Source organism: Commensalibacter communis (genome assembly GCF_947179015.1).
Lineage (GTDB): Bacteria > Pseudomonadota > Alphaproteobacteria > Acetobacterales > Acetobacteraceae > Commensalibacter > Commensalibacter communis.
This window is the reverse complement of the sequence record NZ_CAMXCM010000001.1, coordinates 393,956-414,425: the sequence shown is the minus strand read 5'-3', so window position 1 is coordinate 414,425 and position 20,470 is coordinate 393,956. Positions and strand designations below refer to the sequence as shown.

At 39.0% G+C, this 20,470-nt stretch carries 22 protein-coding genes; 14 read left to right on the top strand and 8 right to left on the bottom strand.

What is annotated here, in order from left to right; all coding sequences use genetic code 11:
- The first annotated feature begins 96 nt into the window (after window positions 1-96).
- The 3 genes from PQG54_RS01950 to PQG54_RS01940 are packed head-to-tail and all read left to right on the top strand — an operon-like array spanning window position 97 to window position 2,697.
- On the top strand, window positions 97-918 hold the full coding sequence (locus PQG54_RS01950; RefSeq protein ID WP_271789149.1) for a MetQ/NlpA family ABC transporter substrate-binding protein: 822 nt from the start codon (window positions 97-99) through the stop codon (window positions 916-918).
- Window positions 919-947: 29 nt separating this feature from the next.
- Complete coding sequence (locus tag PQG54_RS01945) at window positions 948-2,003, top strand: methionine ABC transporter ATP-binding protein (RefSeq protein WP_271789150.1); 1,056 nt, start codon at window positions 948-950, stop codon at window positions 2,001-2,003.
- Window positions 1,990-2,697, top strand: coding sequence for a methionine ABC transporter permease (locus tag PQG54_RS01940; RefSeq protein ID WP_271789151.1), 708 nt, complete (start codon window positions 1,990-1,992; stop codon window positions 2,695-2,697). Before PQG54_RS01945 ends, PQG54_RS01940 begins: the two co-directional genes overlap by 14 nt.
- 42 nt (window positions 2,698-2,739) lie before the next feature.
- Here the strand turns inward: PQG54_RS01940 and PQG54_RS01935 are convergent, their stop codons facing one another.
- Window positions 2,740-3,321, bottom strand: a complete 582-nt coding sequence (locus PQG54_RS01935; RefSeq protein ID WP_271789152.1) for an SMI1/KNR4 family protein — start codon at window positions 3,319-3,321, stop codon at window positions 2,740-2,742.
- A 309-nt stretch (window positions 3,322-3,630) separates the two neighbouring features.
- Here PQG54_RS01935 and PQG54_RS01930 point away from each other — a divergent pair, with 309 nt between their 5' ends.
- On the top strand, window positions 3,631-4,041 hold the full coding sequence (locus tag PQG54_RS01930) for a hypothetical protein (RefSeq protein WP_271789153.1): 411 nt from the start codon (window positions 3,631-3,633) through the stop codon (window positions 4,039-4,041).
- An 8-nt stretch (window positions 4,042-4,049) separates the two neighbouring features.
- On the opposite strand, the gene gorA is transcribed toward PQG54_RS01930, so the two are convergent.
- Window positions 4,050-5,447 (bottom strand): glutathione-disulfide reductase, encoded by a 1,398-nt coding sequence (gene gorA / locus PQG54_RS01925; RefSeq protein ID WP_271789154.1) that lies wholly within the window; start codon window positions 5,445-5,447, stop codon window positions 4,050-4,052.
- A 3-nt stretch (window positions 5,448-5,450) separates the two neighbouring features.
- Window positions 5,451-6,281 (bottom strand): ferredoxin--NADP reductase, encoded by an 831-nt coding sequence (locus PQG54_RS01920; protein WP_271789155.1) that lies wholly within the window; start codon window positions 6,279-6,281, stop codon window positions 5,451-5,453.
- Between the two features lie 326 nt (window positions 6,282-6,607).
- Between PQG54_RS01920 and PQG54_RS01915 the strand changes: the two genes are divergently transcribed.
- Window positions 6,608-8,935, top strand: coding sequence for a helicase-related protein (locus PQG54_RS01915; protein ID WP_271789156.1), 2,328 nt, complete (start codon window positions 6,608-6,610; stop codon window positions 8,933-8,935).
- A gap of 18 nt (window positions 8,936-8,953) precedes the next feature.
- Here PQG54_RS01915 and PQG54_RS01910 read toward each other — a convergent pair whose 3' ends face one another.
- Genes PQG54_RS01910 through PQG54_RS01900 form a run of 3 tightly spaced genes read right to left on the bottom strand, consistent with a single transcriptional unit; the run spans window position 8,954 to window position 11,799 of the window.
- A complete protein-coding gene (locus tag PQG54_RS01910) occupies window positions 8,954-9,892 on the bottom strand; it encodes a hypothetical protein (protein WP_271789157.1) in 939 nt (312 codons plus the stop codon).
- Window positions 9,893-9,941: 49 nt separating this feature from the next.
- The gene (ubiM, locus tag PQG54_RS01905; RefSeq protein WP_271789158.1) at window positions 9,942-11,159 is read right to left on the bottom strand and encodes a 5-demethoxyubiquinol-8 5-hydroxylase UbiM; all 1,218 of its coding nucleotides are present in this window, start codon (window positions 11,157-11,159) and stop codon (window positions 9,942-9,944) included.
- A 52-nt stretch (window positions 11,160-11,211) separates the two neighbouring features.
- Window positions 11,212-11,799 carry a nitroreductase family protein gene (locus tag PQG54_RS01900; RefSeq protein WP_271789159.1) on the bottom strand — a complete coding sequence of 196 codons (588 nt, stop codon included), beginning with the start codon at window positions 11,797-11,799 and terminating at the stop codon, window positions 11,212-11,214.
- Between the two features lie 218 nt (window positions 11,800-12,017).
- On the opposite strand from PQG54_RS01900, the gene hisB reads away from it, so the two are divergent.
- From hisB to nth, 9 genes are read left to right on the top strand one after another with little or no spacing between them, the layout of a single operon-like run.
- Entirely contained in the window at window positions 12,018-12,614 is a 597-nt protein-coding gene (hisB, locus tag PQG54_RS01895) for an imidazoleglycerol-phosphate dehydratase HisB (protein WP_271789160.1), read from the top strand.
- A complete protein-coding gene (locus PQG54_RS01890) occupies window positions 12,611-12,967 on the top strand; it encodes a hypothetical protein (RefSeq protein WP_271789161.1) in 357 nt (118 codons plus the stop codon). The genes hisB and PQG54_RS01890 overlap by 4 nt, the downstream gene beginning before the upstream one ends.
- A gap of 4 nt (window positions 12,968-12,971) precedes the next feature.
- Window positions 12,972-13,652 (top strand): imidazole glycerol phosphate synthase subunit HisH, encoded by a 681-nt coding sequence (gene hisH, locus PQG54_RS01885; RefSeq protein ID WP_271789162.1) that lies wholly within the window; start codon window positions 12,972-12,974, stop codon window positions 13,650-13,652.
- 8 nt (window positions 13,653-13,660) lie between these two features.
- Window positions 13,661-14,221: a hypothetical protein gene (locus PQG54_RS12420; RefSeq protein ID WP_306421358.1), complete on the top strand. Its 561-nt coding sequence runs from the start codon at window positions 13,661-13,663 to the stop codon at window positions 14,219-14,221.
- A gap of 19 nt (window positions 14,222-14,240) precedes the next feature.
- Window positions 14,241-15,002: a 1-(5-phosphoribosyl)-5-[(5-phosphoribosylamino)methylideneamino]imidazole-4-carboxamide isomerase gene (gene hisA, locus PQG54_RS12415; RefSeq protein WP_306421359.1), complete on the top strand. Its 762-nt coding sequence runs from the start codon at window positions 14,241-14,243 to the stop codon at window positions 15,000-15,002.
- A complete protein-coding gene (gene hisF / locus PQG54_RS01875; protein WP_271789163.1) occupies window positions 14,996-15,757 on the top strand; it encodes an imidazole glycerol phosphate synthase subunit HisF in 762 nt (253 codons plus the stop codon). Before hisA ends, hisF begins: the two co-directional genes overlap by 7 nt.
- A 24-nt stretch (window positions 15,758-15,781) precedes the next feature.
- Window positions 15,782-16,126, top strand: coding sequence for a phosphoribosyl-ATP diphosphatase (locus PQG54_RS01870; RefSeq protein ID WP_271789530.1), 345 nt, complete (start codon window positions 15,782-15,784; stop codon window positions 16,124-16,126).
- A gap of 19 nt (window positions 16,127-16,145) precedes the next feature.
- The gene (locus PQG54_RS01865; RefSeq protein ID WP_271789164.1) at window positions 16,146-16,514 is read left to right on the top strand and encodes a histidine triad nucleotide-binding protein; all 369 of its coding nucleotides are present in this window, start codon (window positions 16,146-16,148) and stop codon (window positions 16,512-16,514) included.
- A gap of 14 nt (window positions 16,515-16,528) precedes the next feature.
- Window positions 16,529-17,209 carry an endonuclease III gene (gene nth / locus PQG54_RS01860; RefSeq protein ID WP_271789165.1) on the top strand — a complete coding sequence of 227 codons (681 nt, stop codon included), beginning with the start codon at window positions 16,529-16,531 and terminating at the stop codon, window positions 17,207-17,209.
- Window positions 17,210-17,311: 102 nt separating this feature from the next.
- On the opposite strand, the gene PQG54_RS01855 is transcribed toward nth, so the two are convergent.
- Complete coding sequence (locus PQG54_RS01855; protein ID WP_271789166.1) at window positions 17,312-19,405, bottom strand: ComEC/Rec2 family competence protein; 2,094 nt, start codon at window positions 19,403-19,405, stop codon at window positions 17,312-17,314.
- Window positions 19,406-19,522: 117 nt separating this feature from the next.
- Window positions 19,523-20,464, bottom strand: a complete 942-nt coding sequence (locus PQG54_RS01850) for a sugar phosphate isomerase/epimerase family protein (RefSeq protein WP_271789167.1) — start codon at window positions 20,462-20,464, stop codon at window positions 19,523-19,525.
- Between the last annotated feature and the right edge of the window lie 6 nt (window positions 20,465-20,470).

Below are 20,470 nucleotides of genomic sequence, written 5' to 3'. Positions count from 1 at the left end.
GTTTAACTATTGTTTTTTTAAAATTTTACTATAGATATAAACTCAATTTTATAAATAAACTGGTCATTTTCACTTGCATCACAAGGGGCTTTGCTTATGTTTTCTTCTTTATCTCGTCGAGTTATTCTTGCTGGTTCTGTTGCTTTTGCACTTTGCTCGTTTACAGCACTTCAAACCAAAGCTGCTGATTCACAAGACAAAACGATCAAAGTCGGTGTTGTATCCGGCCCAGAAGAAGATCTAGCCGTTGTTGCAAAAAATGTTGCAAAAACAAAAAATCTTAATGTCCAACTTATCGATTTTGACGATTACAACCTCCCTAACGAAGCATTAGTGGGCAAAGATATTGATGCGAATGCGTTCCAGCATATTCCTTTTATGGATGCACAGGTCAAAGCACGTGGATATAAGCTTGCTGTTGTTGGTAAAACTTGGGTTGAACCTTTAGGATTTTACTCTCATAAAATTAAGTCTTTAAAAGAGCTACCTGATGGAGCAAAAATTGGCATCCAAAATGATCCATCCAATCAAGGTCGTGCTTTAAATCTACTTGCAAAACAAGGGCTTATTACACTTAAAAAAGGCGCCCCTGCTTTACCGAGTTTAGCTGATATTACAGAAAATCCTCATCATTATGATTTTGTTGAACTTGACGCAGCTCAACTTGCCCGTTCTTTGGATGATGTCAGTATGGCATCGATTAACACCAATTACGTGATTTCTGCCAAGATTGATCCTAAGTCAGTCCTTCTACAAGAAGATCGTTTGAATAATCCATACGCAAATATCATCGTGGTCAGAAAAGGTGATGAGAACCGCCCAGAAATTAAAAAACTGGTTGAAAGCTTCCAATCTGATGCTGTTAAAAAAGCTATGGAAGATAAATATCATGGGGCAATCCTACCTGCTTGGCAATAAACCTTTTCTTTACTATATATTTTTAAAAAATGATCTTACCTTCTGAAAACACCCCTGATGTTCCTGTCGTCGAATTTGACGATGTTTGCCGAAATTTCGACAATCATATTGCTTTGTCTCACCTTTCTTTCTCTGTTAAAAAAGGTGAAATATTAGGAATTATCGGACATTCTGGCGCTGGAAAAACAACCCTTTTACGTTGTTTGGCTGGATTAGAGCAACCTGATACGGGTAAGGTCAAAATTGAAGGGAAAGATATTGCTAATTTGCCTCGTAAAGAATTACTACCTTTGCGTCAGAAAATTGGGCTTGTCTTTCAACACTTTAACTTAATCAGTAATAAAACCGTTTTAAAAAATGTTGCTTTACCTCTTAAAATATCTGGTATGCCAAAAGCAAAACGATATCAAAAAGCACAAGAGTTACTTAATTTAGTTGGATTGCCTGATAAAGCCAATAATTATCCTGCACAGCTTTCAGGCGGGCAAAAACAACGTGTAGGTATAGCAAGAGCATTAGCCGCCGATCCTGCATTACTGCTTTGCGACGAAGCAACCTCTGCCCTTGATCCAGAAACCACCCGTTCAATTATTGAATTATTATTGCAAATCAACAAAGAGCTAAAGCTCACAATCATTTTGATTACGCATGAGATGAGTGTTATTCGCTTATTGGCAGATCGTGTTATTGTCCTCCAAAAAGGACAGATTATTGAAGAAGGTGCTGTTGCTCATATATTTTCTCATCCTAAGACAGAGACAACAAAACAATTATTAACCGAAGAACAACCTTCTTTACCAGCCAGCATTACGAACCTATTACATGATGAACCTGCACCTAATGATTATGCGATTTTGCATGTCATTATGTTTGGCAATGTCGTCAGAAAACCGCTCATTGCTGACTTACAAAAAGATTTTTCTATTTCTGCTTCTTTGTTAGAAGGAAGTATCTCTCATATCAGGGAAACCCCTATCGGCACGTCATTCCTGGCTGTTCCTGCAAAAGATTGCGACAAAACAATTCATGCTTTGGCATCAATGGGTGTAGAAACAGTTGAAAGAATTGGATATGTTAACCTCTAGTTTAGATCAAATGAACGCTTTTATTGCAAACACACTTCATCTCTCACCCTACCTGTTAACGCAACTCTATCAAGCCATTGCAGATACAGCAGAAATGACTGCTGCTTGTAGCTTTTTAACATTGATTGGTGGACTACCGATTGCTTTATTCTTAGTCATTACTGCACCTGACGGGTTACGCCCTGCCCCTATTTCTAATAAAATTGTCAGTATTATCATCAATATATTTCGCTCTATTCCCTTTATCATTCTATTAGTCGCTTTAATCCCTGTGACACGATTTATCATAGGAACGTCTATTGGAACAGAAGCCGCTATTATTCCTTTATCCATTGCAACCATTCCTTACTTTACCCGCATTGCTGAGGTTTCTTTAAAAGAAGTCGATCAAGGATTGATAGAAGCCGTCAAAGCAATGGGTGGCAGCCGATTAACCATTATCAGAGAAGTTCTTTTACCCGAAGCTTTACCTGGATTAATTTCTGGCTTTACGGTTACCATTATTCTTGTTATTGGCATTTCAGCAATGGCTGGAACGATTGGTGCAGGCGGATTGGGACGATATGCTATTAAATACGGATATCAAGATTATAGAAATGATATTACTTTGATTGTTACTATATTATTGGTCATTATGATTTCTGCCATTCAATGGGTTGGAGATTATTTAGCAAGAAGAGTAAATCACAGATAAAACTTCAGCTTGTCGTTCCTACTGTCAATATGCAAAGTAAATCTAGTCATAGTTCCCAAGTTGCAAGTTATAACGTTGGCAAATGACTTCTTCAGTATTTAACTCTTTAAGCATATCTGTAAAAGTTGGTGCAACATAGCCCACTCTCCACCAATCATTAAGATCCGTGCCAAACGTATAATAAGTCAAATCAGGATGATAAAGGATATTGCCAAAACTTTCTGGTCGCAAATCAATCAATAAAGCAGCCTCTTCACTTCTGGTCAAAGGTAACAAAGATTTTGGTAATCTAGGGCCAATTTCATCATTATATGGAGAGGTTTCATGATAAAATGCCGTAGCGTCTATAATTGATTTTGCACAATCTACTAAACCCCAAATCATCCCAAGTTTAGCACCTGTGACGTAGTCCACTTTAAAGCATGAACATTTATTTTTCGGTGTCGGTGCAACACATGAATACTTAAGCATAAATTCAGTAAAATCCGCAGGCAAATGACAGCCGACCCTATCTTCAATTTGCTGTAATTGCTCAATTGTACTTGGCGTATAATAACGTGACCCTCCGTTTTTTCTTTGTAACCAAGCATTATAAACAATCGGATTAATCGCTTGAAGATCCATCACAGTTACCCTCTAAAAAACAATACTATTTTAGATTAAGCAAAAATCTATAAAAATAATAGCTTGCCTCTCAATTCCTAGAATCAATAATATCATATGAACTGTCGTCAACTCAATTTTGGACAATAAACCCATTTATTCTTTAATAAAACAATGAATTTTATTTATTCTGTTTGATCAGATTTTAATGAACTTGCCACAAATAAATCATTTTGAATCTATATTTTCTTATCAGTTTTATATAAAATGAATTGTATTTATTATAGAATATGCAATTCTTACCGCTCAAAGAAGTAAAAGGATATTAAAATGCACTGGCTGAAACATAGCTTATACGGGCTATTCCTAATCACGCCTTTACTCATAACAAACAGTTATGCACAAGAGATGAATGTGAACTCTAACAGTGCCACATTACCAGGTCTTTCAGGACAGTCCACGAATGCACAGTCCTCAACCTCTGGAAATAATAACTCTGGTAATGGCGAACATATTACCGTTCGTGGTCGTAGAGCCCCACCTCCTGGTTATACTTATGCGCCCTCGATGGATATGACCAAAGGTCCTGATCCAGAGCACCAGCAGGCGTTAAAAGAAGGAAAAGATCCTGTCAGTGGGGCTAATCTCTCACGTTACGGAACTGCTTACAGGGAAAGTGGCCCAATGGGCAGCGGTAAACTTGGGGACTCAACTGGCAATGGTTGGTTAACCCCAAGATAATTATAGTATTATTGTTTTTGGCTGGTTCTTGTTACTTGTCTTAACGTAACAAGCTCTTCAGCTGAAGATGGATGAATACCAATCGTTTGATCGAAATCACTTTTCGTTAAACCCGAAGCAATGGCGACCGCAAACCCTTGCATAATTTCAGGGGCATCATCACCAAGCATATGCAATCCAACAACATGTTGTGAGGCTTTATCAACAATCATCTTGATATAAGTTTTAACTTTACGCTGGGTAAATGCATACTTCATTGATGTGAATTGTGAAATGTAAATCTCCACTTCACCTTTTTCAGCTGCCTCTTCTTCTGACAATCCAACACTTGCCAAAGGCGGATAAAAGAAAACTGCTTTAGGCGTTGCATCATAAGCACTCTTACGAGTTTTTCCTGCGAATAGACGATCTGCTAGCGCATGTCCCTGAGCAATAGCAACAGGTGTTAAATTAATCTTATCGATCACATCGCCAATAGCGTAAATATTAGGAGTAGAAGTGACAAAATCATCATTAACGATAATTTGTTTTTTCTTAGTCACGCCTACCCCAGCCAGATCTAACTCCAGCCCTTCGATATTAGGATGGCGACCCGTTGCAAAAAATACGCAATCCGTTGTAATCACTTCGTCATTATCTAAATGAAGCTGGTAAGCATCATCATTTTTAACAACTTTAACAGGTGATACCCTAGTATGTTGCGTAATATTAGAGCGTGCATCAATAGCATCATATAACGCTTCACGCATATCTTGATCGAACCCACGTAAGGGAACCGATTGTCGATAAACTAAATCTACTTGAGATCCCAAACCTGCGAAAATACCAGCAAATTCAATCCCAATATATCCGGAACCTACAATCGATACTCTCTGAGGGCGTTCTTTTAAATAAAAAGCTTGGTCAGAAACGATTGCGTGTTCTTTGCCTTCAATATCTAAAAGACTTGGTGATGAACCGGTCGCAATCACAATATGCTTTGCGGTAATATTTAATTTACCTTGAGCATTATCTTCAGATAAAACGCTTTGTGCGATATTAATCGTATGTGCATCTTTAAAAGAGGCTGCGCCTCTAAAGATCGTCACACCAGCTTTTTGAAGCATTGATACGTAAATACCGTTTAAACGATTAATTTCCTTATCTTTTGCTTCAATCAACTGTTGCCAATGATGCTGACCTTTTTTCGTATCCCAGCCATATCCATGACTATCTTCGACCAAATCGCCAAAGGTGCTGGCAAACATCATTAACTTCTTAGGAACACAACCAATATTTACACAGGTTCCACCCCAATGTTGTTTTTCAATAATGGCAACTTTCGCGCCATGTCCAGCAGCAATTCGTGCGCAACGAACGCCACCAGAACCTGCTCCGATTACGATAAGGTCAAAGTCATATGTCATTAATTATTGCTCCGCAAATGCTTTTTCAATAACGAAAGAACCAGGAGAATTCCCGTTCCCTTCCGTAAAGCCACGATTTTCAAGAATAGCTTTGATTTCAACCAACATTTCTGGTGAACCACAAATCATGGCTCTATCCAATTCTGGATCCATCACAGGTAAGTTAATGTCAGAGAACAATTTCTCATTATTCACCAAAGTTGTAATACGATCACGAACAGGAAAATCTTCACGCGTAACCGTTGGATAATAAATCAACTTTTTAGCAATATCTTCACCAAGGAATTCATGATTTGGAAGTTCTTTGGTAATATAATCACGATATGCCAATTCACCCACAGTACGAACGCCATGTGTTAAAATCACATGATCAAAATTTTCATAGACTTCAGGATCACGAATCAGACTCATAAAAGGTGCAAGCCCAGTTCCGGTGGAGAAGAAGTACAAGTTACGACCTGGCTTTAAATTAGATAGCACCAATGTCCCCGTTGGTTTACGCCCAATTAAAACCGTATCGCCAACTTGCATATGGCATAGACGAGAGGTTAATGGACCATCTGGAACCTTGATAGATAAGAATTCTAACTCTTCTTCATAATTTGCACTAGCGACGCTGTACGCACGCAACAAAGGCTTACCGTCAACTTCGATCCCAATCATACAAAATTGACCGTTCTCAAAGCGCAGGCTGGATGTGCGAGTACAAGTAAATGAAAATAAACGATCAGTCCAATGATGAACCGTCAACACTTTTTCTGCATTTAAATGGCTATATTCTTTGGTTGGGTCTGTCAGACGAAAAGAACTATCAATAACGATTGGTTCAGACATTATAAAGAGGCTCCTACTAAATTAACCTAAATTATTGCGTAAATAAAAATTATTCACATTTCGAATGTACTTTAACCCATTCCTATCCAAAATTGAACAGATTTCAAAGAGTATTTATAAGTTTTTTTAACTTTAAAAAATTATCACTACTCTTTTCGTTAAATAATAGCTAATATCATGCCTCAAAGCTATTTAAAGTGACAAAATAAAAATCAATAGATTATAATCATTCTTAGTTATATTCGAAATCCGTTTGCACTTTCAATAACTTCTTTGATTTTATTCTCTTTTTACTTTTGGACATATCCTTTATTTTTTGGAAATTCATGAATTTATCTCCTGCTGAACTTGCCTTACAAAAAGCATTACAACAAAGCCCTATTACCCTAAGTGCTCAAGAAGAACCTCGGTTATTAAAATTAATTGCTCGTAATTTACAACCAGAGCAAACCGAAATCTCAACGGCAACTTTTAACAAATTACTTTGCATTATTCGCAGAAAAGAATGGGCAAAACATCTAAATAAACAAGTTCAAAAAGAGAATAAACATTGGATTCAATCCGAAGATATTGCTTGGGCAGTCTCTTTCATTCATGATCCAGACCCCAACGAAGAATCTTTACATAATGCGTTAGAACAAGCCCTTCATACACGGCTACGTCAAAACGGTAAAAACGCTAATGACTCGTTTCAAACCCTTTACACGGATTTGCTTGATAGTGGCAAACCCATTATTGGTAGCAAATCGCTGCGCTTAATGGCACAAGATATTGCATTGGCTTTTCAATTAGACCCTGATGCTACCGAACATTTCATCGAAGATATTGTCTATCAAGAGCAAAAGCAGCAGCAAAAAGATCAAGAAATTCATCAAAAGGCTCGTGATCGTAAAAAAGACGAAATTAAAAAGCAAAGAGAATGGGAAGACAGCCTTGTTTCTTTTAAAGAAATCCCTGCTTTGCTACATTGTTCTCATAAAGAAGTCTTACGCTGGATTGCTGAAAATAAAATTCCAGTTGCCCAAAAAATAAAAAAACATGGCAAAGATATTTGGCGTTTTGATCCCAAAGAAATTAAAGCGTTACGCCCTCAAATCTCCAACTGGCGCAATGATACACCAACCAAAGGGAAAAAGAACGCTTTTATCAATTTGGGTGATCTGAATATCAAAAATAAAGTCCTTGCCAGTGTTGCAGCGATGGATCGTTATGCAGGTCACTTTGTCACAGCACGCAGTTTAAAACGCCGTATTACTATTGTTACTGGCCCCACAAACAGTGGAAAATCTTACACTGCTTTAAAAACGATGGCAGAGAGCGAAAGCGGAATTGCTTTGGCTCCTTTACGTTTATTAGCGCACGAATTCAAAGAAGCCCTGGCAGAAAGAGACATCGGCGCATCCCTCAAAACGGGAGAAGAACGCCAACTTATTCCTCATAGCAAGTTTTTAGCTGCGACAGTTGAGATGTGTCCAATGGATAATCCTGTCGATGTTGCACTTATCGACGAAGCACAAATGCTGACCGACCAAGATCGAGGGGCTGCTTGGACGGCTGCGATTATGGGTGTGCCAGCACGACAAGTTTTTGTTCTGGGATCGCCTGAATGTATTCCGATTGTTAAAAATATAGCCCGACTCTGTGATGACCCTTGGGAAGAAATCTCTCTGGAGCGTAAAAGTGCTTTACAAACAGCTTCTGCCCCTATTCGACTAAACCAGCTTCACGCTGGTGATGCGTTAATTGCATTTTCCAGGCGTGAAGTCTTGGATTTACGTGCAGTTCTTATGCAAAAAGGGCATCGAGTTGCTGTCATTTACGGCGCATTAAGTCCAGAGGTTCGACGTGCCGAAGCTAAACGCTTTAATGATGGTGAAGCTGAAATCCTGATTGCTACTGATGCGATTGGTATGGGATTGAACCTGTCAATCAAACGGGTGATTTTCAGCACTATTTATAAATTTGACGGAACCAGCAGACGTCCCCTTACGTCTCAAGAAGTCAAGCAAATTGGCGGTCGTGCAGGACGTTATGGAAAGCATGAAACAGGAACCGTTGGTTTACTCGCAGGTGCTGGTGATCCCGATTTCATTCGCCGTCAATTAGAAGCACCGCCTGAAATCCTGAAGGACTTACGACCTTTGGTGCAACCTGACAGTGATATTGTGCAGCTTATTGCCAACGAAATTAACTCTGACAGCTTGTTTGGTGTTTTAACACGATTGAAACGCGCGGTATTACGTCCTGATGATCCGAATTATCGCCTCGCCCCGATGGAAGAAACCTTTGCGATTGCCTCAGCATTAGAAGGTGTGCAAGGATTAGAATTAAAAGATCGCTGGACATATTCGGTCTGTCCTGTTGATGATCGTGATAATGGTATTCAACGCTTAACGCGTTGGGCAGCCGATCATGCTGCTGGTAAAGAAATTTCTGCACCCAGCACTGGCAAGCTTCCTCATCCAAGCAATGCATCACGTCAAGAGTTAGAACGAGCAGAAAAACGCCATAAACGTCTTGTTGCGTGGCGTTGGTTATCCTTGCGTTTTCCTAAAATATATCCCGATTTAGAAACCGCAGAGAAGACTACTCGGGAACTGAATGACTGGATTGAATCTGTATTACGTCAACAAAGACGAAAAGCAGAATTATAAAAAGATAATGAAAGCAAACTATTGATAGTATAGTTTTTGATTATTCCATCGATAGATTTTGCTTTTCTTACTTTTAGTCCCTTTTTGAGTATATTTTATATCGTAAAATCCATTTGTTTGATGGGGTAAAAAAGATAAAATATACTCTTCTTCGGTTATATCGTGATCGCGAGTTCCGTCATTATGCCATTCACCCGCAATATTTGCAAAATGATACATATCTGTTTTTAAAATCGGACGAAGTTTTCCTTGCATAATAGCAAACAAAGTCATCGATTGATTAGACGCATTTCCTCCTGAATACCCTACCTCTGCGCCATAACGAATACCAAACGCCAGAGTTTGAGGATTTACTTGGTAATGCGCGAAATCTAAATTTTGCAAATTCCCTACGACAACTCCATCGTCTCTATTTTTTAGATTAAATGCACTTTTTTCAAGCTCATCTCCATTGTCATTGTTGACATAACCATTTTCATCACTCGCAACTGTTTCAATATATGGCTCAGCGGCAAGTTTTGGCATTCCTGAGCCATCATAATCCAGAACAGCTACAATAATTTTATCTCTTGGATCGACTTCGTACGAACAACTATTTTCTTGATATTTATCCAATATCTCTTTTTTTATCTTTGTAGAACAAGCCACAACAATATAACGATCTTTTTGCCCTGGCCAAGCCTTCATCCCCACCAGACTCCATTTGTCATTTTTATATTGTGGAGCAATAATATTGATTATATCACTGGGCTTTAACGCTGTCTGCGTTGACCAAAAATCGCTACCAAACTCATTGGGTAGTGTATCCCCATTCATTTCTTTTGCAAAATTGGCTTTGCCATCTTGACTATGCATCTTAGGGTTAATCTGATCCAGCGAATGAACAACTTCAGCTGAAGCTGAGATATTTACGGATAGTAATAAGGTTGTAAATCCATATTTTACAATATTTCTCATCACGATAACTTCACGACCAAAAGGATACTACTCATCTTTATTTCTATAACTATTTTGTGTCTATTGACGATGAGGATAACCGTCTTTTTTTATCAATCAATTGATCCACAACTTTATCTTTTAGAGGTTTTAATAAATTAGCAGCACGCATTCCGGCTTGTCTTAACAGCCATAATCCTTTTTCTTCACGGGTATATAAAGTGGCAATCGTATTGGTAATTGTGAACATTGCGAATGTTTTTTGTCTTAAGCGACGTTCATAACGGCGCAGTTGTTTTGCCGCACCAATTTCTTCACCACGTTCGATTCCTGCTTCAACTTCTTGTGCTAAAATCTCTTGCGCGGTCATTGCAAAGTTAAATCCATGTGCTGTAATTGGATGCATTCCAATCGCAGTATCTCCAACGAGTGCCGTATGGCGAGTTTCAAATCGGTTCGAAAAGACTGTTTTTAATGGATATACATGACGTGAGGAAACAGACTTAACTTTGCCTAAGCGATTTTGTAGTCGTTGGCTAATATCGGCGGTAAAGGCATCTTGGTCTAATGACCGAACCTTGTTCATTTCATCAGGAGGTAACGATAAAACAATCGATGACATATTGCCATTCAATGGCAGTAACGCAATCGTCTGACCTTTATCAAACCACTGTAACGCAACCCCATGATGTGGTAATTCATGCTCTAAACGAGTTACCATCATATGGCGATGAAAATCATGTAAATGATACCCGATGCCAAGATGATCTCTGGTTTTAGAGAAACGTCCATCGGCAAGCACAGCTAATTTTGCAGTAAATTTCTCGCCTTTAATTTGAACCGTTACATAATCAACAAAACAAGCCAGATCTTCACAAGATTGTTCAGGTAAAATGGTAATTCCTTCGCGGCTTTGTGCTTCTTCAAACAAAGATTTACGAATAGCACAATTTGGAACTAAATATCCTAACGCCTCTTCATCTTTGCCTTTGGTATCAAAGGTTAAAGGGTCATTTTCATCACCATTTTCAACGCGTGCTTCTTGTATCACAGAAATATCTTCGGGTCGAATACGATCCCACACCCCCATTGATTGCATTAACGCAACCGTGTGATGGGTCAACGCAATTTCACGCCCATCAAATGACGGGTTTTCTAAAGCATGTAACGGTGCTGGATCAATTACAGTAACCTGTAATCCCAATGCCTCTAAGGATAATGCTGCCCCTAAACCAGCGGGGCCACCGCCAATAACAACAACATCTTTCTTATCCATTGGTAATGGCATTTGATACTCTCCCAAATTAATATAATTTTATTCTTAAGTAGGTCATATACTCTTAAATATCTACTTTGAATTGAACAGGCTTCCCGTTCCAAACAGCAACATAATCATCTACCGCTACGCGAGGTGGAGCTTCTTCAGACTCACATAAACTGCCGATAAATAAGAAACCAAGCATCCGATAAGGTTCTTGGAACCCTAGCCCTTCAACAATATCTTTATTAGCAATTGGACCGGTAACCCATTTGGCACCAAATCCCAACGCATGCACAGCATTCAGAATATTCATCACAGCAGCTGAACTAGCCATTAGTTGTTCATCAACAGAAACGCTGGTTTTTTGCGTAAATTGACGCATGCCAAGTGCTATCACCATCGGCGCGCATGAAAAATTATGCTGCACTTTTGGCAAATAGGATGCAGGATAATCATATTCTGGTTTTTGCATGGATTGCTCAACTGATTGCAACCATGCGGCTCTGTTTTCCCTTGGAATTACGATAAAACGCCAAGGACGCAACTTTCCATGATCTGGCGCACGCATTGCCACAGACAGAATTTGATGCAATTGTTGATCCGAAGGTGCTGGCTCTTTCAAAGCACCGCTCGAAAAACGTGAAAGTAAAAAATCAATATTTGACATTTGCTAATCCACTATATGAATATTAAACCATATATCGTATTTTTAGTATTCAAACACTCACAGTATCTCGAATAAAAAAATTAAAAACTGATAAAAACTAATAAAAAATAATTTTTCTTACATTATTCTATTTCTATAAGATTGTCTTTTCTTTTTCTTGGCCTTATATTTCTATCTTGTATCGCCAGTAATCATTATCAATGGACACAGAATCTTTTATGACCCAGCAAAGACAAACCAGCATACACAGACAAACTTCGGAAACAGATATTCAGTTGACGCTAAATATTGACGGCACTGGAAAATCTAATATTAATACAGGGATTGGTTTTTTTGACCACATGCTAACCGCTTTGTCTAAACATAGTCTGTTTGATCTTGATTTGGTCGTCAAAGGGGATCTTCATATAGACGATCATCACAGTGTCGAGGATACAGGGATTGCTTTGGGACAGGCTTTTCGTCAAGTCATTGGGGATAAAAAAGGGATTTGTCGTTTTGGACAAGCTACGGTTCCTTTGGATGAAGCGCTTAGCGAAGTCATCATTGATATTTCTGGCCGTCCTTATTTGGCTTGGGATGTATCTTTCCCTACACAAAAAATTGGGCAAATGGATACAGAACTGTTCGAAGAATTTTTTCGCGGTTTTGTCATGAGTGCGCATATTAATCTACATGCAATCAGACGTGCAGGACGTAATTCGCATCATATTGCCGAAGCAACTTTCAAAGCCACTGCCAGAGCTTTACGCTGTGCATGTGAATTGGATGCTCGTGCCTTAAATAACATTCCATCTACCAAAGGTGTCTTGTGAAGTTTTTTACCGTTTATACCAATCCACAATACCCCAGAAATATCAAACTTGTTCCTAATGGATTTTCTTGGATGGTTTTGGTCTTGGGCGCAATTGGTTTATTTATCCAAAAAAGCTGGATACACGGATTAATTATATTAAGCCTGTGTATTTCTTTAAAATTTTGGTTACACCCGCCATTTGTTATTTTATTTTTGATCCATTTTCTATTAGCCTGTTTTGCGTATCATTTTCAAAGAACAGAACTTACGTTATCAGGATGGAAAATCAAAACAATTATAGCAGGACGAAATAAACAAGCTGCTTTATTAAGATTATTCGATCAATATCCAGATCTTGCCCAAAAGATATAATATAATGTCCCATCCTTCTCTTAAAATCGTTGTGATTGATTATAATGGCGGCAACCTTGCCTCTGCACAACGTGCTGCCCTGTATGCAGCCCAACAAATTAATTTATCTGTTGATGTAGAAATCAGCAATCATCCAGACACAATCCTTAATGCAGATCGAATTATATTGCCAGGTCAAGGTGCTTTTGCAGACTGTATGAATGGATTAAAGAATATCCCTCACCTTTTAACCGCGATAGAACAAAGCACCGACCAAGGAACTCCTTTTTTGGGAATTTGCGTTGGTATGCAATTAATGGCACAAAGAGGTCTGGAACATCATATCACTGAGGGTCTAGGGTGGGTAAAAGGTGAGATCGCTCAAATGAAGCCCAAGAATTTACCCCTACCTCAAATGGGATGGAATGAATTACAATTTAAACCAAATCAGCATCCCATTCTTGAAGGAATAGACCCTGGTAATCATGCTTATTTTGTGCATTCTTATGCATTAACCAACGCTGATTCACAGACTATTATCGCAACAACAGATTATGATGGAGTAGCCATTCCTGCTATTATTGCCCAAGGCAACAAGGTTGGAACACAATTTCATGTTGAAAAAAGCCAAGAAGTCGGCCTGAGAATTCTTGCTAATTTTTTAACATGGAAGACTAACTCCGCTTATCCTAATCATTCATATTAAGATTTAAAATGGATCATTTTACTTCTGGTCTTTTACCTAAAATAGAAATCGAAAAACTCGTATCTTGGGAGAATGAAGACGATCTTCATTCTCTATCTGAAGCATTAGAGGCCTCGATTATTGCTGGATATCATTGTAAATGGACAAAGCCCCCTCCTCGTCATCAGGTAGAAAACTATTTCAAAGGCGTGTTGTTAGTACCTGAAAAGATTTTATTCATTGCACGTTTAGATGGGAATATTACTGGAATTTGCGAGGTGACGACGCCACCAAAGCAAAAAGATTCGTCTTCAATTGCTGCAATGATCGATATCTTTACCGTTGCACCCTATGCATTAAATGCAGGGGTTGAGGAGCGACTATTATCAAAAGTGGAGCATTGTATTTCGCAACTCGGATTTCCGATCATCAATGTTATTATTGATGAAACACAGAAAAAATTATTTCAATTTTATCTACAAAATGAATATCAACATTGGGCAACCCATCCCTACTATCAAAGAATAGACGGTCAAATTGTTAAAGGCTTGTTGCTTTATAAATCGTTTTTAAATACTTCCTCTTCATAATCAGGAAAGCTCTTTTTTTATGATATCACATCCCGCTCCTCGTCCATTAACCTTATATCCTGCTATTGATTTAAAAGGCGGGCAATGCGTTCGGTTACGCCAAGGGGAAATGGATCAAGCCACCATTTACTCAGATGATCCAGGAAGCCAAGCCAAAGAATGGCATCAGCAAGGATGTAAATGGCTACATGTTGTGGATTTGGACGGTGCTTTTGCTAAAAAACCTGTCAATATCGAAGCTGTGCAAGCCATCCTTGCGAATTCAAAGGTTCCAGTAGAGCTTGGCGGTGGCATCAGAGACCTTCAATCCATTGAGTTTTGGTTGTCTCAAGGGGTTACTCGCGTTATTCTGGGCAGTGTCGCGGTTAAAAACCCACAACTGGTTTACGATGCTTGTAAAGCATTTCCTAATCAGATCGTGATTGGGATTGATGCCAAATCGGGGTTTGTTTCTACCGAAGGTTGGGCAGAGACCTCTGAAATGAAAGCACTCGATCTTGCTTTAAAATTACAAGACAGCGGAGCTGGAGCAATTATTTTTACCGAGATTCAGCGAGATGGCATGTTGTCTGGATTAGATTTAGAACAAACGGCTGAATTAGCGCACCATTTATCTATACCTGTCATCGCCAGTGGTGGTGTAGGCAATTTAGATCATTTACGTGCTTTACGTGAGGTCGCCAACACAGAACCCGGTATTGAGGGCGTTATCGTTGGTCGGGCATTATATGATGGGCGTGTGAATATTACCGAAGCATTAAAGGTCTTGGAAACATGTTAAAAACCAGGGTTATCCCTTGTCTTGATGTAAAAGATGGTCGCGTGGTTAAAGGGGTCAATTTTGTTTCATTGCGTGATGCTGGTGATCCCGTTGAACAAGCATTAGTTTATGACCAAGCAGGTGCAGACGAACTGACGTTTCTTGACATTACCGCCAGCCATGAAAACAGGGATACCATTCTGGATGTCGTGACTCGCACTGCAGAGAAAATATTCCTACCTTTAACAGTTGGTGGCGGCGTTCGTCGTGTCGAAGATATGCGCGCACTTTTACTGGCTGGGGCTGATAAATGTGCAATCAATTCAGCTGCCATCAAAACCCCCGAACTTATCAACGAAGCGGCAAATAAATTTGGTAGTCAATGTGTAGTTGTCGCGATTGATGCACGTTCTAATGGCAAAGGATCTTGGGAAATCTATACCCATGGGGGGCGTAATCCAACGGGCATTAATGCGATTGAATGGTGTCAACAAATGGCGGAGCGTGGAGCTGGTGAAATCTTACTGACCAGCATGGATCGTGATGGAACAGGCAAAGGTTTCGATTTGGAACTATTAAAAACAGTTTGTAATACCATTAAGATCCCTGTGATTGCCAGTGGTGGTGTCGGTGAATTACATCACTTTACGGAAGGGGCACAGACAGGGGCTACAGGGCTGCTGGCAGCAAGCGTCTTTCATTTTGGGCAATTTACGATCTCTCAAGTTAAACAAGAACTCGCCCAAAACAACATTCCTGTTCGTTTATCGAAATAAGAATTAGAGCAAAAGAAGATAATGATGAGCCCAAAAATCAGCGCCGATATCCTTAATCAACTCTATGAAACGATTCTTTCACGGAAAAATGCAGATCCCAATACCAGCTATTCTGCAAAATTACTGGCCAAAGGTTCAAAAAAAACTGCTGAAAAATTCGGTGAAGAAGCCGTCGAATGTCTGATTGAATGTGCCACTGGCAATCAAAAAGAATTGATTACCGAAAGTGCTGATGTATTATATCATTTACTTGTTATGTGGGTCAGTGCAGGCGTATCCCCTGATGATGTTTGGCAAGAACTACATCGCAGAGAAGGAACCAGCGGCATTGCAGAAAAAGCTGCGCGTTCTAGTGATCCTTTGAAATAAATCATGCAAGGAGCAAACTATGTCTATTAATATCTCAAAATATGATCCTCAAAATATTTTTGCAAAAATTCTAAGAAAAGAAATTCCATGCAAAGCAATTTACGAAAACGACTTTGTGCTTGCATTTCATGATATTGCTCCACAAGCCCCAGTCCATGCGTTGATAATCCCTAAAAATCCGTATACTTGCTATTCTGATTTTGCTGAACGTGCTGCACCAGAAGAGCTTGTTGCCTTTAGCAAAGCCATTGCTTATGTTGCCAAAGAATTAGGACTGGAAGATAACGGATATCGTATTATCAGCAACATAGGTCGAGATTCTGGACAAGAAGTTCCTCACTTCCATTTCCATATTATGGGTGGAAAACAATTGGGCTTTATGGGTTAGTTTAATTTTTCGCAATGAAAAGCAAAAGCGTAGAAACAGATAAAAAAGTAACCGCCATGTCATTGGCAGAAGTACGGACTTTTATTGAACTTTTGGCCAAAGAAAATCCGGATGCAGAAAGTGAATTAAATTATACTTCTTCTTATACATTGCTAGTTGCTGTTGTTTTATCGGCACAAGCAACAGATGCATCGGTCAATAAAGCAACGGACAAGCTATTTCAAGCTGCATCTACTCCCTCAGAAATGGTTGCCTTAGGCGAAGAAGGCGTTGCAAAATACATCAATTCCATTGGTTTGTGGCGTGCGAAATCAAGAAATGTAGTTGCTTTGTCGGCTCAGCTATTAGAACATTATAATGGTGATGTTCCTGGAGAAAGAAAAGCGTTAGAAGCCTTACCTGGCGTAGGTCGAAAAACAGCAAATGTCGTGTTAAATATCGCTTTTAATCAAAGCACCATGGCTGTTGATACCCATATTTTTAGATTGGGAAATCGCACAGGTCTTGCTATAGGAAAGGATGTACTTGCGGTTGAAAAAGCATTAATTCGGCGTATTCCTAAAGAATTATTACGAGATTCTCATCATTGGTTGATTTTACACGGAAGATATATTTGTAAAGCCAGGAAACCCGAATGTTGGCGTTGTCCTGCTACTGCTGTTTGCCATTATCCAAATAAAAATTTAGCAATTTAAGTATATTGGCTAGCCTAAAATTTATTTAAGTATTTATGACTATACAAACTTAAGAATAGTAACTGATTCATAAAACTCTTTGTTTAATTCTACCTTATAATATTATTCCTGCTGTGCCATCGGCATTTTAGGAACCCCCCTCTGAATAGGTTCCATAACCCAAGGTCGCTGCCCCCTATTATATATATCGGTGTTTATTATTAGAGGATCTAGCCAGATACTATGTGCGCCATTAATCCAATTTTCTTTTTTATTGATAACAGGAATATTTTTACAAGAGGACTCATTCCACAAGAAAGATAATTCAATGAGACTTGATCGACATAAATTCTCTTGTTGATCCTTTGGAATACTCTTTAATAAAATCAAAATCCTCTTTCTTTTGATAAAGCAATAATCCTTATTACAATATATTCCTGCCTCTATGGTATTGGAAGATATTACTTTGGCTTCTGTAAGTTTTGTAATTTTACGCCATTCTTCCACGGCTATCGGATCACATCCTCCTTGACAGACCATCAACAATCGATGCTGGTGATTGACCCCTATCATTCTTCCATTAGGTGACGTTATAATAGTTGGTGTGGTTATACAAAAAATAGACGATATGCCGATTATCATCACGATTATACCAAACCAACGTATAGCTGTTATGCATAAACATAAAATACACAGCCCTAGAAAATAAAGTGCGTATCCCCAAGCAGGAAAATTAGGAACTGAAACACTGGCATAAGGTAAATGGGAAACAAGCTCTGCTAACCAAATAATCCAATCTATTCCAAAGGTCATAAGCTTTAAGAAAATATAATCAAACCCAAAAATCATTGTGCATAAGGTCAATAATCCCAAAGGCATAACCCACAAAGCCATTAAAGGAACTGCGATTAAATTTGCAAAGACAAAATATAGATTTAATTCGTGAAAATAAAACATCACCACAGGAACCACAGCGGTTCCTGCCAAAATACTAACCCATGCCCCTTCCAGAATATAAACTTTAATAAATCGGAATAAACAAGAGTTAATCTGTTGGTATTTCTCTAACCACCGATAAACCAACTGATATCCAGAAACCAAAGCCATCACCGCCGTCATTGACATCTGAAATGACACATCCAATACAGAAGCTGGCGAAAGCAACAAAAGAAATAAGGCAGCCAGCATCAAATTATATTTAGAAAACACCGAACGATTGCAAAGTAAAGCCAACATCACAATACTGGCCATTAATAGACTTCGCATTGCTGGAATATGCAATCCTGTTAGCACCAAGTAACCACATCCGACAGTCCATCCAACGATAATCGCAATCGATTTTATCGGCCAGTATAATGTCAGAGTTTGGCTGCGCAACAATAACCACCGTACTGTAAAAGCAACAATCCCCATCACAATGCCCAAATGTAATCCAGCAATTGCCAATAGATGCGCCAGTCCAGAAGCAGCAAATACATGACGCACATCAGGGGATAATTCTCCACCCATGCCTGTCAGCAAGATTTGCGCAATAATCCCTGCAGAACCAGCATTTATTTCTCGAATATGTGCTGCAATTTTCTCTCTTAGACTTTGTATCGAGTAAATAGGATGAACAGAAATAAGTTTTACAGGTTCTAGAGCGTATCCATATGCTCCTATATTGTTAAACCAAGATCGAAATTGTAGATCATAGCCTCCTACATATTGAGGAGGTGCAGGGCGATGCAACATAACTCTCGCCTGCACCAAATCACCACTTCGTAAAGACTGATTATCTTTTTTAGAAAGCGTGAATAAGATCACTCTTTCCCATTTTTTTTGGTCTGATTCTGGTGCTGTTTTAAAACGAACTTGCTGTAACGTAATCCGTTTCTTACCGTTATTTAAATATTCAATAGACTGAATTTGTCCTTGGACAACCGTCGCACGAGAGGGCACCGCATAAAAAGGTTCTTGGCGGTAGGTTTGCAACCATGCCAAGCAAAACCCCGACGCTATTAGTGTAATTGTCCAGCTGATTTGATAAAGACCTAAATACGCCGTGTAATAACGACGGATTATGATTACCGCTGTTAATCCTATAACAGAAAATATACATCCCCAAATGATAGATGGTTCAAAAGGTAGTAAGAAATAAGCTAAACACCCAACGGCAAAAGCAATAGGAATCCATAATCTCAGCGATTCAGTTTCAATATATAAATATTGATACATCCTATAGAATATAGCTTGAATATTGTTAGCCTTAATAAAATTAATATATAGATAAGGTATATATTAATATACAATATTAATCTTTTAAACAAATATTCTATAGGTGATACAATAAAATTACCGACTAATCGTTGCTTGCAAAGCATCAATGGATGTTTGAATACCAGCTTCAGTAGACATCGTAAAATCTTCCATTTCTAAGCTGACCCAACCATTATATCCAACCATCCTGACGACCGAGAAGAATTCTTTCCACCATTGCAAATCTTTACCTGCCCCAACCGCCACATAGTTCCAAGCACGATTAGCAACATCTGTCACTTCTTTGGTTTCAAGCAACCCATTCACATCCGCTAATCCACGTTCAATACGGGTATCTTTACCATGACAATGATGAATAGCTTTTCCTAATGCTCTGGCTGAAGCAATTGGATCAGCACCCATCCATATTAAATGTGAAGGATCTAAATTCATTCCAATCTTTTCTCCCACTTCATTGCGCAGTCGAAAAAGTGTTTCTGGATTCCAAACCAACATTGCCGAGAAATTCTCAAGGGCATATTTTTCGACACCCACTTCGTCAGCCAATTTCACCAAATGATGCCACAAAGGAAAAGCTCTGTCTTCCCATTGATAGCGATCTCGCTCAGGCATCTCCCCTGGCCAACTTTTGGTGTAAACCAGCCAATTTGGAACTGTATCGCCATGGGCAGCCTCGGGCAAACCAGACATAGTAACGATTTTCTTAACGCCAATTTCTCCAGCTAATCGAATAGTGTCTTCGATTTCTTTTAAATGACGTTTTCCCATTCCTCCTGGATCCAATGGGTTGCCTGAACAATTTAACGCTGCAATTTCAAGATTTCTGGCTTTAATTTCATTTAGTTTTTGTTTGAGCAACCCTTTGTCAGCCAATAATTCATCGGCTCTAAAATGTGGCGCACGAGACCAGCCGCCACCCGTCATCTCAATGCCTTCAACACCAAGTTTGACGCACTTATCCAACATTTCTACAAAAGAAAGGTCCGCCATCACATCAGTACAAATTGATAATTTCATTCTATT